Below are 14,035 nucleotides of genomic sequence, written 5' to 3'. Positions count from 1 at the left end.
CCGTAACGCGGGGCCCGCCCGTTTACGCGGGGCCCGCGGTCTGCGCCGGGCCCGGGGTCTGCGCCGGGCCTGCGGCCACGCAGAACTCATTGCCCTCCGGGTCCGCCATCACGACGTGATGGCCGTCGACTTCCTCCAGGACGCTCCCGCCCGCCTTCACCAGCCGCTCGGAATTCGCCCGGATCCGCTCCCACCGCTCCTCGGGGCTGCCGTGACCGGGCACCCGGACATCCATATGGAGCCGGTTCTTCGCGGTCTTCGGCTCCGGCACCTTGAGGATCGAGAGCCGGGGTCCCACGCCGTCCGGATCGCAGAGCCACGCCCCGTCGTCCTCGGAGTCGTCCTCCGGCAGGTCGAACTGCGCGAGCCACTCCTCGCGGGTCTTGAACGGCGGGGGCGGTGGCTCGTCGATGTACCCAAGCGCCGACTTCCAGAACTCCGCTAGCAGCTGGGCGTCCGTGCAGTCGAGCGTCAAATCGATTCTGGCTGCCATGAAACGACCGTACGCCCCGCCTATGACAGCCGGGGTGCCGCGCGGCGCTGCCCGGCCGCCAGCACGAAGGTCACGGAGATCAGCAGCGCCCATGCCCCGAACTTCGCCACCGAGACCGGCTGCCAGCCGGTCAGTTGGTCCGGATAGCTCCAGGCGCCCGCGTAGGTCGCTGCGTTCTCCGCGACCCAGAGGAAGAACCCGATGAGGACGAACGACAGGGCGAGCGGCATGCGGTAGTGCCGCGCCCCAACCTGGTAGCGCACCCACGTCCCGGCGGTCGCGCACAGCAGCAGCGCGGCCAGCGCCCAGCGGAGGTCGGGCAGCCAGTGGTGGCTGAAGAAGTTCAGATAGACCGCGCCGGCGAGCGCCGCCATCATCCGGGGCCGGTAGCCGTCCAGGCGCAGCTCGAACAGGTGCCAGGCGCGGCAGACGTAGCTGCCCACGGCCGCGTACAGGAAGCCGCCGTACAGGGGCACCCCCGCGACCTTCGTCAGCGCCTCCTCCGGGTAGCTCCAGGACCCCATCCGCACCTTCACCAACTCGAAGAGCAGCCCGATGAGATGGCAGCCGGCGATCACCGCGGTGTCGCGTGCGCTGTCCCAGCCGAGTTTCCTGGCCAGTACCGCGAGCAGGATTCCGTAGATCAGCACCAGGTCGTAGCGGGCGACCGGCAGTTCGGGCAGCAGGCCCGAGACCGCGATTCCGCCGATGAGCGCGACGGCGAAGGCGCAGCAGCGTGCCTGCAGCCAGCCGAAGCGGAGCAGCTGATGTGTCCAGTGCCTGATCATCCCCATGCCGGGAAAGACGCTCGACATGGCCGCACGGTTCGATCGGCGGTTCTGGTGGGCTGGGCTCAGCGGGCGCGCAGCACCTGGGCGACCACGGGGCCCGCCGCGTCGCCGCCGTGCCCGCCGGACTGCACGACCGCGGCGGCGGCCAGGTCGTCGGCGTATCCGGTGAACCAGCTGTTGGACTTGCCCTGTCCGTCGACCTCGGCGGAGCCGGTCTTGGCGCCCTTGTCGCCGCCGACCCCCGCCATCGCGGCCTGGCCCGTGCCGTACTGGGCGGTGGCGCGCATCATCTCGCGCAGGGCCTGGGCGATGGAGCCCGGCAGCCGCTGCGCCGTGGCCAGTTCACGGTCGTCGAGGGACTTGGGGACGATGACGGGCTGGTGGAAGCCGCCGTTCTTCGCGGTGGCGGTGATGGATGCCATGTTGAGCGCGTTCATCGTGATCTTGCCCTGTCCGATGTACGAGGCGGCGGTCTCCGCTCCCGCCGACTCCGGCACGCTGCCGTCGACGGTGGCGATACCGGCCTGCCAGTCGAGCCCGATGCCGAAGTACTTCCGGGCCGTGTCACCCAGCGCCGTACCGGCGTTGCCGCGCTCGGTGAGGGGCTTGACGGCCTTGATGAACGCGGTGTTGCAGGAGCGGCGGAAGCTTTCCTTGAAGGTGTCGTTCTTGATCTCGAAGCGCTCGAGATTCTGGAACGGCACGCCCTCCCACGCGACGGTCGAAGGACACTCCACCTTCGCTCCCGGTCCCTTGACGACACCGTTGTCCATCATCATCGCCGCGGTCACGATCTTCATCGTGGAGCCGGGTGCCTGGGCCCCCTGCAACGCCGTGTTGTAGCCGCCCGCCGGGCTGTTGGCGACCGCGCGGATCTCGCCCGTACTGGGCTTGATCGCGACCACCGACGCGTGCCCGTACTTCTGCACCGCCTTCTCGGCGGCCGCCTGCACATCCACGTCCAGGGTGGTCGTCAGCGTCCCCTCCTTGCCCTTGGTGAGGGTCAGCAGGGTCTGGTCGGGCGTGGCCTCGTTCGCCGACGCGACGACCAGTTCGATGCCGGCCGTACCGCCCGCGTCGTCGCCGTATTTCTTGCGCAGCGAGTCCAGGACGGCGCCGAGCGAGGGGTACTTCTCCTTCGTCAGCTCCCGGCCCTCGCGGTCGACGGCCTTGATCGGCGGGGCCGAGGCCTTGTCCGTCTTGAGGGTGGTGTCCTTCGTCAGCTTGGGGTGGACCACCGTGGGCGCCCAGTCGACCAGCGCCCTGCCGGTGGTCAGCCCGCGCACCACGCTGAGCTCGGAGGCGTACGACCAGGGCTTGCTCTGCCCCTCGAACGTCACAGTCGCCCTGACGGTGAACGGCACCGTCGCGCCGACCGCCTCGCCCGGCGTGATCACGGCCGCGGAGACATGGGCCCGGTCGCGGTAACCGGCCAGCAGCGGCTCGGCATCGGCGGCGTTGTTGGTGAGCTGCGCGGCTTCCGCGGCGTTGCCGCCGGCCCACGCCGCCAGGAAGTCCTTCGCGGCCCTGTCGACCTCGTCGGCACTGGGCGGCCCGGTCTCCTTCGGCGCCGAGGCCGACTTGGTGTCGCTGCCTCCGCCGTCGCCGCCGGTCAGCCCGCTGTACAGGTTGTAGCCGCCGTAGCCCACGCCACCGGCGACCACCAGGAATACGCCGCCGACGACGGCGACCTTCGCTCCACTGCGCATCGCTGCAGTCCCCTCCCCAGGAGTGTCCTCGTCCGCGCTTGTTGAAAAGCGTGTTCAAGGACGTGCATCGCGTGCACTCTACGGGACAGGGGTGACGAGGGGTTCGGCCGTTATCGGACCGCGACGATGAGGCCCGGCCCAGGCCCGGCCCAGGCCCCGGTTCAGGTCGGCCCAGGCCCGGTTCAGACCCAGGTGTCCAGCCACATCCTGTTCCGCCAGTCGTCCAGCGGGATCGTCGTGCCCGTGTACAGCGGCCAGAAGTAGATGAAGTTCCAGATGATCAGCAGCACCAGCACCCCGGCGCCGATCGCCCCGATCGCCCGCCGCCGTTCGTCCGAGCCCGGTGGTCCGAGGATCGCGCCGATCATCATCGCCACCGCAAGACACAGGAACGGCACGAACACGACCGCGTAGAACAGGAAGATCGTGCGCTCCTGGTAGAAGAACCAGGGCACCCAGCCCGCCGCGATCCCGCACGCGATGGCGCCCGCCCGCCAGTCCCGGCGGAACAGCCAGCGCCACAGGATGTAGCAGATCGCGAAGCAGGCCGCCCACCACAGCAGCGGTGTGCCGAGGGCCAGCACCTCGCTCGCGCACTTGTCGGCCGCGTCCGCCGGGCAGCCGCCGGTGCCCGCCTTCGGGTCCTCGTAGTAGTACGAGACCGGGCGGCCCAGCACGATCCAGCTCCACGGATTCGACTGGTAGGTGTGCCCGGAGGTCAGATTGACGTGGAACTGGTAGACCTCCGTCTCGTAGTGCCACAGGCTGCGCAGCCAGTCCGGCAGCCAGGTCCAGTTGCCGCCCCTGCCGTCCTTCTGGGCCCAGTCCCTGAAGTAGCCCTTGTCGGTGACGATCCAGCCGGTCCAGGTCGCGATGTACGTGACGATGGCGACCGGCACCGTCGAGACGAAGGCCGGCAGGACGTCCTTCTTCAGCACCGCCTTGTACGGCTGCACCGCGCCCGCCGTCCGGCGCGCGCCCACGTCCCACAGGACGGTCAGCAGACCGAACGCGACCATCACATAGAGGCCGTTCCACTTGGTGCCCGCGGCCAGGCCCAGCATCAGGCCCGCCGCCAGCCGCCACGGGCGCCAGCCGAGGCGCAGTGTCTCCGCGACCGTCGCGTCCGGCCGCAGCACCCCGTCCTCGTCCGTGGGCAGCGCCGCCGCGAGCCGTCTGCGCGCCCAGTCCCGGTCGATGAGCAGACAGCCGAAGGCGGCCAGCACGAAGAACATCAGCACCTGGTCGAGCAGCGCTGTGCGGCTCATCACGAAGTGCAGGCCGTCGAAAGTGAGCAGTGTGCCCGCCAGACAGCCCAGGAACGTCGAGCGGAACAGCCGCCGGCCGATCCGGCACAGCATCAGCACCGACAGCGTGCCGAGCACGGCGACCATGAAGCGCCAGCCGAAGGGCGTGAACCCGAAGAGCTGCTCGCCGAGGCCGATGACCCATTTGCCGACCGGCGGATGCACCACATAGCCGGGGTCGGTGGGGATCGGGACGCTGGAGGGATCGCGGAGGATCGACTTGTCGATGTCCTTCGGCCAGCTGCCCTCGTACCCCTGGTTGATCAGGGCCCAGGCGTCCTTGGCGTAGTACGTCTCGTCGAATATCACCGCCTTGGGCTTGCCCAGGTTCCAGAACCGCAGCAGGCCCGCGACGAACGCGACCAGCAGCGGCCCGGCCCAGGCGGCCACCCGCAGCAGCCCGTCCGCGGCCGCGGGGCCGATGCCGAACACCGGCCACAGCCGCGCGGACGGGCGCGTGTAGGGCGGCACCAGGCGTTCGCGCAGCCCGGTCACGGGCCGGGGCGCGTAGCCGAATCTGCGCAGCCTGTGCTGCCGGCCGGGCGGCTGCTCATCGGCGTCCTTGCCCTGCAGGGTCTGTGGCGCGGTACTGGTCACCGCGCCATCGTAGGGAACGCGACTGTGCGAGTCGTGCGTCCGGGTCCTGCGAGGATGGCCTGTGTGACAGGAACACTGGTACTCGCAGGGACTCCCATCGGTGATGTCGCGGACGCGCCGCCCCGGCTCGCCGCCGAGCTGGAGCGTGCCGACATCGTGGCCGCGGAGGACACCCGGCGGCTGCGCCGGCTCACTCAGGCGCTGGGTGTGCACACCCAGGGGCGTGTCGTGTCGTACTTCGAGGGCAATGAGTCGGCCCGTACGCCGGAGCTGGTCGAGGCGCTGGCCGGCGGCGCCCGGGTGCTGCTGGTCACGGACGCGGGGATGCCGTCCGTCTCCGACCCCGGCTACCGGCTGGTCGCCGCCGCCGTCGAGAAGGACATCAAGGTCACCGCGGTGCCGGGCCCGTCCGCCGTACTCACCGCACTGGCCCTGTCCGGGCTGCCCGTGGACCGCTTCTGCTTCGAGGGCTTCCTGCCGCGCAAGGCGGGCGAGCGGCTCGGCCGGCTGCGCGAGGTCGAGGGCGAGCGGCGCACACTCGTCTACTTCGAGGCGCCGCACCGGCTCGACGACACGCTCGCCGCGATGGCCGAGGTGTTCGGCGCCGAGCGCCGCGCCGCCGTGTGCCGCGAGCTGACGAAGACGTACGAGGAGGTCAAGCGCGGCGGCCTCGGTGAGCTGGCCGCCTGGGCGGCCGAAGGCGTACGGGGCGAGATCACCGTCGTCGTCGAGGGCGCGCCGGAAGCGGATCCCGGCGATCTCGACGCCGCTGAGCTGGTGCGCAGGGTGCGGGTGCGCGAGGAGGCGGGGGAGCGGCGCAAGGAGGCCATCGTGGCGGTCGCCGCCGAGGCGGGGCTGCCCAAGCGCGAGGTGTTCGATGCGGTCGTGGCGGCAAAGAATGCGGATCGGCCGGTCCCAGCTGACGGTAAAGGACTATCGTAAAAAGCAAAGCGCAGACCGTGTCCTGCGGCCTTTCTGCATCGGAAGACCAAAGACCAGACCATTAATCGACAGGCGCTGATGCGCTCCCGCCTGAACGGGCGTCCACTGGATCGGTGGAGAGGAGTCGGCATGAGTGAGATCACAGGTGCCGCCAAGGCCCACGAGGCGTATGCGTTCGCCTGCATGCGCTGTGGGCACGGCTGGGAGCAGGCCTACGACATAGAGCACCACATCGACGGGTCGGGCCGGGAATTCGTTGTCTACAAGGCCGGCGGTCTGCGGGTGCCGTCTCCGCTCTCGAGCCCGACCTGCACGAACTGCGGCGGGCATGTCGTGCGGATCATGAAGGCGGGACAGGTCACATCGGTGCACAACCTGATCGGGCAGTCCGTGTCGATCACAGGTCCGTTGCCGAGCGAGCCGTACCTGCATTCCGAGCCGGCGAGGAAGCCCAAAAAGGCGCACAAGCCCGAGCAGGCCGAACCCGGACAGTCCGCGGAAGCCGGACAGGCCGCAGAACCCGGACAGTCCGAGGTACAGAACGAACCGGGCGAGCCTCACCACTGGCACCTCTCCGATCTCATGCATCCCTTCCACCGCAAGTGAGGCTCTTCCACCGCACGTGAGGCCATGGGTGCGAGCCTCGTAGGATCGCGCCCATGAGCTCGAAGTCCGCCCCACCGCCGCTGCCCGACCCGCTCGGAGTACCGGTCGCCGATTCGCACACCCACCTGGACATGCAGGAGGGCACCGTCGAGGAGGCGCTGGCGAGGGCCGCCGCGGTCGGGGTGACGACCGTCGTCCAGGTGGGCTGCGACATCAAGGGCTCCCGTTGGGCGGCGGAGACGGCCGCCGCCCACGAGGGCGTGCACGCCGCGGTCGCCCTGCATCCCAACGAGGCCCCGCGGATCGTTCTCGGGGACCCGGACGGGTGGTCACGGCAGGGTGCCCGCGAGGGGGGCGGCGACAGCGCGCTCGACGACGCGCTGACCGAGATCGACCGGCTGGCCGCGCTGGACCAGGTGAAAGCCGTCGGCGAGACGGGCCTGGACTACTTCCGTACGGGCCCCGACGGCATCGCCGCCCAGGAGCGCTCCTTCCGGGCCCATATCGAGATCGCCAAACGGCACGACAAGGCCCTGGTCATCCACGACCGTGATGCGCACGCCGATGTCCTGCGGATTCTCGCCGAGGAGGGCGCACCCGAGCGCACCGTCTTCCACTGCTATTCCGGCGACGCGGACATGGCCGAAGTGTGCACGGCCAAGGGCTACTTCATGTCCTTCGCCGGCAATGTGACCTTCAAGAACGCCCAGCCGCTGCGCGACGCGCTCACCGTCGCCCCGGCGGAACTCGTACTCGTGGAAACGGACGCGCCCTTTCTCACGCCGGCGCCGTACCGCGGACGGCCTAACGCGCCGTACCTCATTCCGGTCACGCTGCGCGCGATGGCCGCGGTGAAGGGCCTCGACGAGGACACGCTGGCCGCGGCGATTTCGGCCAATACGGCGCTCGCGTTCGGTTACTGAGGGATAACGCCGCGCAGGGTACCGTCGCGACGCTGTGCAGTCGAATCGCTTTGGAGAGTGACCGGGGCTCCGCTAGTCTCCCCGGCGCCGCGGTCGTGGTCACCCTGGGCCGCAGGCGTTGGTGGTGCTGCTCGTGGTGGGTTCGTCCCGGGTACTCCGGGGGGCCCGCAACGCCATAGGGCGGACCGGACCTTACGGAGCGTCGTGAGCAATTCGCAGGGCAGTCACCGTGCCGCGCGCGGCGGGCGCCGCGCCGCCGCGCGGACAGCAGAGCCGTACGAGACCTACGCGCCCGGGTACGAGGCCCGGACGCCGTCGTACGAGCCCCCTGCCCCGGCGCCCGAGGCGTCCGTGGGCTACACGCCGACCTACGTCCCCGGCGCGCCGTCGCTGCCGCGCCAGGGCCGGGCTCCCAAGGCGTCCGCAGGGGCAGGGGCAGAGGCGGGACCCGGGGCCGGGGCCGGCGGCCGCGCCGAGGCCCGCCGGGCCGCACGCCGCCGCCGGACCGGCGACAAGCCCGACACCCTGCGTCGCCTCGTCCCGCAGGCCCTCGTCGTCGCCTTCCTGGCCGGCGGCACCTCCGCCTTCGTCGCCAGCGACAAGGCGGTACGGCTCAGCGTCGACGGTGTACCGCGCACCATGCACACCTTCGCCGACGACGTGGAGGAGCTCCTCGAGGAGGAGGGGCTCGCGGTCAGCGCCCACGACATCGTCGCCCCGGCCCCCGGCTCGGCCCTCGCCAGCGGTGACGAGATCGTCGTCCGCTACGGCCGGCCCGTGATGCTCACCCTGGACGGGCAGCGCCGCCGGGTGTGGACCACCGCCCGTACCGTCGACGGCGCGCTGCGCCAGCTCGGGGTCCGGGCCGAGGGCGCGTATCTGTCCGCATCCCGCTCGTCGGGGATCTCCCGCAAGGGCCTCGCTCTCGACGTATGGACCGAGCGGAACGTCACCTTCATGGCCGACGGGCGCGAGCACACCATCCGTACGAACGCGGCGACCGTGCGCGAGGCGCTGTACGAGGCGGGCATCGCGCTGCGCGGGCAGGACACCACATCCGTGCCTCCCGCGAGCTTTCCGCGGGACGGCCAGACCATCACCGTCATGCGCATCACCGGCAGCAGGGAAGTCCGCGAGGAGCCGATCCGCTACGCGATCGAGAAGACCAGGGACTCGTCTCTGTTCGCGGGCACCGAGGTCGTCGTACGGCAGGGCGGGCCGGGCGCGCGCCGGGTCACGTACGCCCTGCGGACGGTCAACGGCGTCAAGCAGAAGCCGAGGAAGCTCGCCGAGGAGGTGGTGCGGGAGCCCGTCACCCAGCGGGTGATGGTGGGCACCAAGCCGCTGCCGGACTCCGTAAAGGGCGCGGACGGGCTGAACTGGGACGCCCTCGCGCAGTGCGAGTCCGGCGGGCGGCCGGGGGCGGTCGACCCGTCGGGGAACTACGGCGGGCTGTACCAGTTCGACCGCGGGACCTGGCATGCGCTGGGCGGCAGCGGGCGGCCGCAGGACGCGTCCGCGGCAGAGCAGACGTACCGGGCGAAGAAGCTCTTCGTGCAAAGGGGGGCGAGTCCGTGGCCGCACTGCGGCCGTAGGCTGTATCAGTGAGCACCACTGAGCCCGACGCACTCCTCGGCCCCGCCGACATCCGTGAACTGGCCGCAGCGCTGGGCGTACGCCCCACCAAGCAGCGCGGCCAGAACTTCGTCATCGACGCCAATACGGTCCGCCGGATCGTACGGACGGCCGAGGTGCGGGAGGACGACGTCGTCGTCGAGGTCGGCCCCGGGCTCGGGTCGCTGACCCTGGCGCTGCTCGAAGCCGCCGACCGGGTCGTCGCCGTCGAGATCGACGATGTGCTCGCGGGTGCGCTGCCGTCGACGATCGCGGCCCGGATGCCGGGGCGTGCCGACCGCTTCTCGCTGGTCCACTCCGACGCGATGCTCGTCGAGGAGCTGCCGGGACCGCCGCCGACCGCGCTGGTCGCCAACCTCCCGTACAACGTCGCCGTGCCGGTCCTCCTCACCATGCTGGACCGCTTCCCGACGATCGAGCGGACGCTGGTCATGGTCCAGGCAGAGGTCGCGGACCGGCTCGCTGCCAAGCCGGGCAACAAGGTGTACGGAGTGCCTTCGGTGAAGGCGAACTGGTACGCGGACGTGAAGCGGGCGGGCTCGATCGGCCGGAACGTCTTCTGGCCGGCACCGAACGTCGACTCCGGTCTGGTGTCCCTGGTCCGCCGCACCGAGCCGGTGAAGACCACGGCATCGAAGGCGGAGGTCTTCAGGGTGGTGGACGCGGCGTTCGCGCAGCGCCGCAAGACGCTCCGGGCGGCGCTCGCGGGCTGGGCCGGATCGCCGGCCGCGGCGGAGGCGGCGCTGGTCGAGGCCGGGATCTCGCCGCAGGCGCGCGGGGAAGCGCTGACGGTCGAGGAGTTCGCGCGGATCGCGGAGGCCAAGGCGTGAGCGTGACGGTACGGGTCCCGGCGAAGGTCAACGTTCAGTTGGCGGTGGGCGGTGCGCGCCCCGACGGCTTCCACGACCTCGCGAATGTGTTTCTGGCGGTCGGCCTGTACGACGAGGTCACCGTGACGGCGGCTCAGGCGCTGACGATCACCTGCTCGGGTCCGGACGCGGACCAGGTCCCGCTGGACCGTACGAACCTGGCGGCCCGCGCGGCCGAGGCCCTGGCCGCGCGCCACGGCCTCTCCCCGGACGTCCACATCCACATCGCCAAGGACATCCCGGTCGCGGGCGGCATGGCGGGCGGCAGCGCGGACGGCGCGGGGGCGCTGCTGGCGTGCGACGCGCTGTGGGGCCTTGGCTCATCGCGCTCCGAACTCCTCGACATCTGCGCGGAGTTGGGCAGCGATGTGCCGTTCAGCCTGGTGGGCGGGGCGGCGCTGGGCACGGGCCGGGGCGAGCGGCTGACGGAGCTGGAGGCCGGCGGGGAGTTCCACTGGGTGTTCGCGGTGGCGGACGGCGGTCTGTCGACGCCGGCGGTGTACGCGGAGTTCGACCGCCTGCACGCGGGCGCGGCGGTCCCGGCGCCGGTCGCCTCGCCCGCGCTGCTCGCGGCCCTGCGCACCGGCGACGCGACGGCGCTCGCGGGCGCGCTCACGAACGACCTCCAGCCCGCGGCGCTCTCGTTGCGCCCCGTGCTGTCGGCGACGCTCGAGTCGGGGATGGCGGCGGGGGCACTGGCGTCGCTGGTGTCGGGCTCGGGACCGACGACGGCGTTCCTGACGAAGTCCCCGGAGGGGGCGCGGCAGGTGGCCGACGCGTTGCTCCGCTCCGGGACGTGCCGGGCGGCGAGGGTGGCGGCGTCGCCGGCGCGGGGTGCGGTGCGCGTGTAGCCGGACCCGTACGGCCTTCGGCCGTGTCCTCAATCGCCGGACGGGCTCGAGTTTCGTACTCACGCCCAAGTTGAGTACGAACCCCCTCACCCGCCCCCACACACCTGCGGCACCGTACCCGCATGGGATCAAGTGTTCGTGAGCTCGCCGCCGCCACCCCGGGGACGCGGGACCGGTACATCGACCTGTTGCGGGTCGCCTCGCTCGGGACCGTCGTGGGCGGGCACTGGCTGATGGCCGTCGTCACCGGCGACGGGGTGGGGAATCTCCTCGCCGTCGTGCCGGAACTGCAGCTCCTCACCTGGGCGCTGCAGATCATGCCGGTCTTCTTCTTCGTCGGCGGCTTCTCGCACGCCCTCTCCTACCGCTCCCTCTCCCGCAGGACCGACGGCTCCGTCTACGCCGCCTTCCTGCGGGCCCGGCTGCAGCGGCTGCTCCGGCCCACCATGGTCTTCATCCTGGTGTGGGGCACCGGCGCGCTGATCGTTCAGCTCATGGGTGGCGATGGCGGGCTGACCGGTGTCGCTCTGCGGCTCGTCGCCCAGCCGCTCTGGTTCATCGGGATATACCTGGCGATGGTCGCCTTCACCCCGTCGCTGCTGAAGCTGCATGAGCGCTACGGCTGGGGCGCCTTCGGTGCGCTCCTCGCCGGCGCCGCCGCAGTCGACGGGCTCCGCTTCATCGGCGGCGTGCCGTTCGTCGAGTTCCTCAACTTCGCCTTCGTCTGGCTCGCCGTCCACCAGCTCGGCTTCCTCCGCGCCGACGGCATGATCAAGATGCCCTCGGCGCTCGCCGCGGCCGGACTCGTCGGCGCCGCCGGGCTGGTCGCCCTCGGCCCGTACCCCCTGAGCATGGTCGGGATGCCGGGCGAGAAGGTCTCCAACATGGCCCCGCCCACTCTCGCGCTCCTCTTCCACGGCCTGTGGCTGGTCGGCGCGGTGGAGCTGCTCCGTGCGCCCGGTACGCGCTTCGTGCAGCGGGCCGCGGTCTGGCGGGCCGTCGTCGCCGCCAACGGCATCGCGATGACCGCGTTCCTGTGGCATCTGACCGCGATGCTCGGCGTGTACGGAGCGATGCTCGCGCTCGGCGTACCGCTGCCCGCCCCCGCCTCCGCCGCCTGGTGGGCGCAGGTCCCGGTCCGTATCGCGGTCGCCGCCGCGCTGACCGCGCTGCTCGTCGCCGCCTTCCGTACGTTCGAGCGGCCGGTCCGGGCGGCCCCGGCCACCGGCTCCGGGCCCGCCGCCGCCCTCGGGATCACGCTCTGCCTCTTCGGCGTGCTCGGCCTGTCCATGGTCGGCTTCGGCGGAATGCTGGAGGGCAGGTCCGCGATGCTGGTCGCGGTACGCGTCACCGCGCCCGCCGCCGTCACCATGGCTCTGGCCGGCTGGCTGCTCGTCGAGACCGCGGGCAGGGGCCGGCGCTCCTGACAAGTAGGCTGGGGGGTCGATCGTTCCCCCTGTCAGGAGAGTAATGGCCGTCAACCTGGTCAATGTCGAGGCAGTCAGCAAGGTGTACGGAACACGTGCCCTGCTCGACGGGGTCTCCCTCGGCGTCTCCGAGGGGGACCGCATCGGCGTCGTCGGCCGCAACGGCGACGGCAAGACGACCCTCATCCGCATGCTCGCCAAGCTCGAGGAGCCCGACACGGGCCGGGTGACCCAGAGCGGCGGACTGCGGCTCGGGGTGCTCACCCAGCACGACTCGCTCGACCCCGGGGCCACCGTCCGGCACGAGGTCATCGGCGACATGGCCGACCACGAGTGGGCGGGCAACGCCAAGATCCGTGACGTGCTCACCGGACTCTTCGGCGATCTGCACCTGCCGGGGTTCGAGCAGGGCCTGGACACCGTCATCGGACCGCTCTCCGGCGGTGAGCGCCGCCGTATCGCGCTCGCCAAGCTGCTCATCGCCGAGCAGGACCTGATCGTCCTCGACGAGCCCACCAACCACCTCGACGTGGAGGGCATCGCCTGGCTGGCGAAGCATCTGCGGACGCGCCGCTCGGCGCTCGTCTGCGTCACACACGACCGCTGGTTCCTCGACCAGGTCTGCACGCGGATGTGGGACGTCCAGCGCGGCGCGGTGCACGAGTACGAGGGCGGCTACAGCGACTACGTCTTCGCGCGCGCCGAGCGCGAGCGCATCGCGGCGACCGAGGAGTCCAAGCGGCAGAACCTGATGCGCAAGGAGCTGGCCTGGCTGCGGCGCGGCGCCCCCGCCCGTACCTCCAAGCCGCGCTACCGCATCGAGGCCGCGAACGAGCTGATCGCCGATGTGCCGCCGCCGCGCGACACCTCCGCGCTGATGAAGTTCGCCAACGCCCGCCTGGGAAGGACCGTCTTCGACCTGGAGGACGTGACCGTCCAGGCCGGACCGAAGGTGCTGCTGAAGCACCTCACCTGGCAGCTCGGCCCCGGCGACCGCGTCGGTCTGGTCGGCGTCAACGGCGCGGGCAAGACCTCGCTGCTGCGCGCGCTCGCCGAGGCGGCCCGCACCGGCGGCGACGTACAGCCCGCGGCCGGCCGGGTCATCGTCGGCAAGACGGTGAAGCTGGCCTACCTCTCGCAGGAGGTCGGCGAACTCAACCCCGCCCTGCGGGTGTTGGAGGCCGTCCAGCAGGTACGGGACCGGGTCGACCTCGGCACGGGCCGTGAGATGACCGCGGGCCAGCTGTGCGAGCAGTTCGGCTTCACCAAGGAGAAGCAGTGGACGCCGGTCGGTGACCTGTCCGGTGGTGAGCGGCGCAGGCTCCAGATCCTGCGGCTGCTGATGGACGAGCCGAACGTCCTGTTCCTCGACGAGCCCACCAACGACCTCGACATCGAGACGCTGACCCAGCTCGAGGACCTGCTCGACGGCTGGCCGGGCTCGATGGTCGTCATCTCCCACGACCGTTTCTTCATCGAGCGGACGACGGACAAGACGTACGCGCTGCTGGGCGATGCCGCCCTGCGGATGCTGCCGCGCGGCATCGACGAGTACCTGGAGCGCAGGCAGCGGATGATCGAGGCGGCCGTTCCGGCGCCGGCGCCCGCGCCCGCCGCCAAGGAGAAGCCGGCGGGCGACGCTCGCGCGGCGAAGAAGGAACTGCAGCGGATCGAGCGGCAGCTGAACAAGAGCTCCGACCGGGAGACCAGCCTGCACGCCCAAATCGCCGACAACGCCACAGACTTCGAGAAGGTGGCGAAACTGGATGCGGAACTGCGTGAACTCATCCGTGAGCGCGACGAGTTGGAGATGCGCTGGCTCGAGCTGGCCGAGGATGCGTAGAGGCGGCGTGCAGGTCTCGTAACAACGGCATCACGGGCCGGT

General features: G+C 71.1%; 12 protein-coding genes. 8 read left to right on the top strand and 4 right to left on the bottom strand.

Translation table 11 applies throughout. From position 1 onward, the window contains the following. Window positions 1–22: 22 nt before the first annotated feature. The 4 genes from SLUN_RS16295 to SLUN_RS16280 all read right to left on the bottom strand — a co-directional run bounded on the left by SLUN_RS16295 (window position 23) and on the right by SLUN_RS16280 (window position 4,897). Entirely contained in the window at window positions 23–493 is a 471-nt protein-coding gene (locus SLUN_RS16295) for a VOC family protein (RefSeq protein ID WP_108149180.1), read from the bottom strand. Window positions 494–513: 20 nt separating this feature from the next. Beyond that, complete coding sequence (locus SLUN_RS16290) at window positions 514–1,308, bottom strand: DUF817 domain-containing protein (protein WP_108149179.1); 795 nt, start codon at window positions 1,306–1,308, stop codon at window positions 514–516. 38 nt (window positions 1,309–1,346) lie between these two features. Beyond that, window positions 1,347–2,993, bottom strand: coding sequence for a penicillin-binding transpeptidase domain-containing protein (locus SLUN_RS16285; RefSeq protein WP_108149178.1), 1,647 nt, complete (start codon window positions 2,991–2,993; stop codon window positions 1,347–1,349). 182 nt (window positions 2,994–3,175) lie between these two features. Next, a complete protein-coding gene (locus tag SLUN_RS16280) occupies window positions 3,176–4,897 on the bottom strand; it encodes a dolichyl-phosphate-mannose--protein mannosyltransferase (RefSeq protein ID WP_108149177.1) in 1,722 nt (573 codons plus the stop codon). 54 nt (window positions 4,898–4,951) lie between these two features. On the opposite strand from SLUN_RS16280, the gene rsmI reads away from it, so the two are divergent. The 8 genes from rsmI (at window position 4,952) to SLUN_RS16240 (ending at window position 13,993) form a co-directional block, all read left to right on the top strand. Continuing rightward, a complete protein-coding gene (rsmI, locus tag SLUN_RS16275) occupies window positions 4,952–5,839 on the top strand; it encodes a 16S rRNA (cytidine(1402)-2'-O)-methyltransferase (protein ID WP_175313656.1) in 888 nt (295 codons plus the stop codon). Between the two features lie 129 nt (window positions 5,840–5,968). Beyond that, complete coding sequence (locus SLUN_RS16270; RefSeq protein ID WP_108149175.1) at window positions 5,969–6,445, top strand: hypothetical protein; 477 nt, start codon at window positions 5,969–5,971, stop codon at window positions 6,443–6,445. A gap of 53 nt (window positions 6,446–6,498) precedes the next feature. Next, on the top strand, window positions 6,499–7,368 hold the full coding sequence (locus tag SLUN_RS16265) for a TatD family hydrolase (RefSeq protein WP_108149174.1): 870 nt from the start codon (window positions 6,499–6,501) through the stop codon (window positions 7,366–7,368). 204 nt (window positions 7,369–7,572) lie between these two features. Beyond that, window positions 7,573–8,976, top strand: a complete 1,404-nt coding sequence (locus SLUN_RS16260) for a resuscitation-promoting factor (protein WP_306610701.1) — start codon at window positions 7,573–7,575, stop codon at window positions 8,974–8,976. After that, complete coding sequence (rsmA, locus tag SLUN_RS16255; RefSeq protein ID WP_108149172.1) at window positions 8,973–9,833, top strand: 16S rRNA (adenine(1518)-N(6)/adenine(1519)-N(6))-dimethyltransferase RsmA; 861 nt, start codon at window positions 8,973–8,975, stop codon at window positions 9,831–9,833. The genes SLUN_RS16260 and rsmA overlap by 4 nt, the downstream gene beginning before the upstream one ends. Next, window positions 9,830–10,723: a 4-(cytidine 5'-diphospho)-2-C-methyl-D-erythritol kinase gene (locus SLUN_RS16250; RefSeq protein ID WP_108149171.1), complete on the top strand. Its 894-nt coding sequence runs from the start codon at window positions 9,830–9,832 to the stop codon at window positions 10,721–10,723. Before rsmA ends, SLUN_RS16250 begins: the two co-directional genes overlap by 4 nt. A gap of 122 nt (window positions 10,724–10,845) precedes the next feature. Then, on the top strand, window positions 10,846–12,150 hold the full coding sequence (locus SLUN_RS16245) for an acyltransferase family protein (protein ID WP_108149170.1): 1,305 nt from the start codon (window positions 10,846–10,848) through the stop codon (window positions 12,148–12,150). 43 nt (window positions 12,151–12,193) lie between these two features. Beyond that, window positions 12,194–13,993: an ABC-F family ATP-binding cassette domain-containing protein gene (locus SLUN_RS16240; RefSeq protein WP_108149169.1), complete on the top strand. Its 1,800-nt coding sequence runs from the start codon at window positions 12,194–12,196 to the stop codon at window positions 13,991–13,993. Window positions 13,994–14,035: the final 42 nt, after the last annotated feature.

This window comes from Streptomyces lunaelactis, from assembly GCF_003054555.1.
Taxonomy (GTDB): Bacteria; Actinomycetota; Actinomycetes; order Streptomycetales; family Streptomycetaceae; genus Streptomyces; species Streptomyces lunaelactis.
The sequence above is the reverse complement of the archived record's forward strand: the minus strand, read 5'-3'. Positions and strand labels throughout refer to the sequence as shown.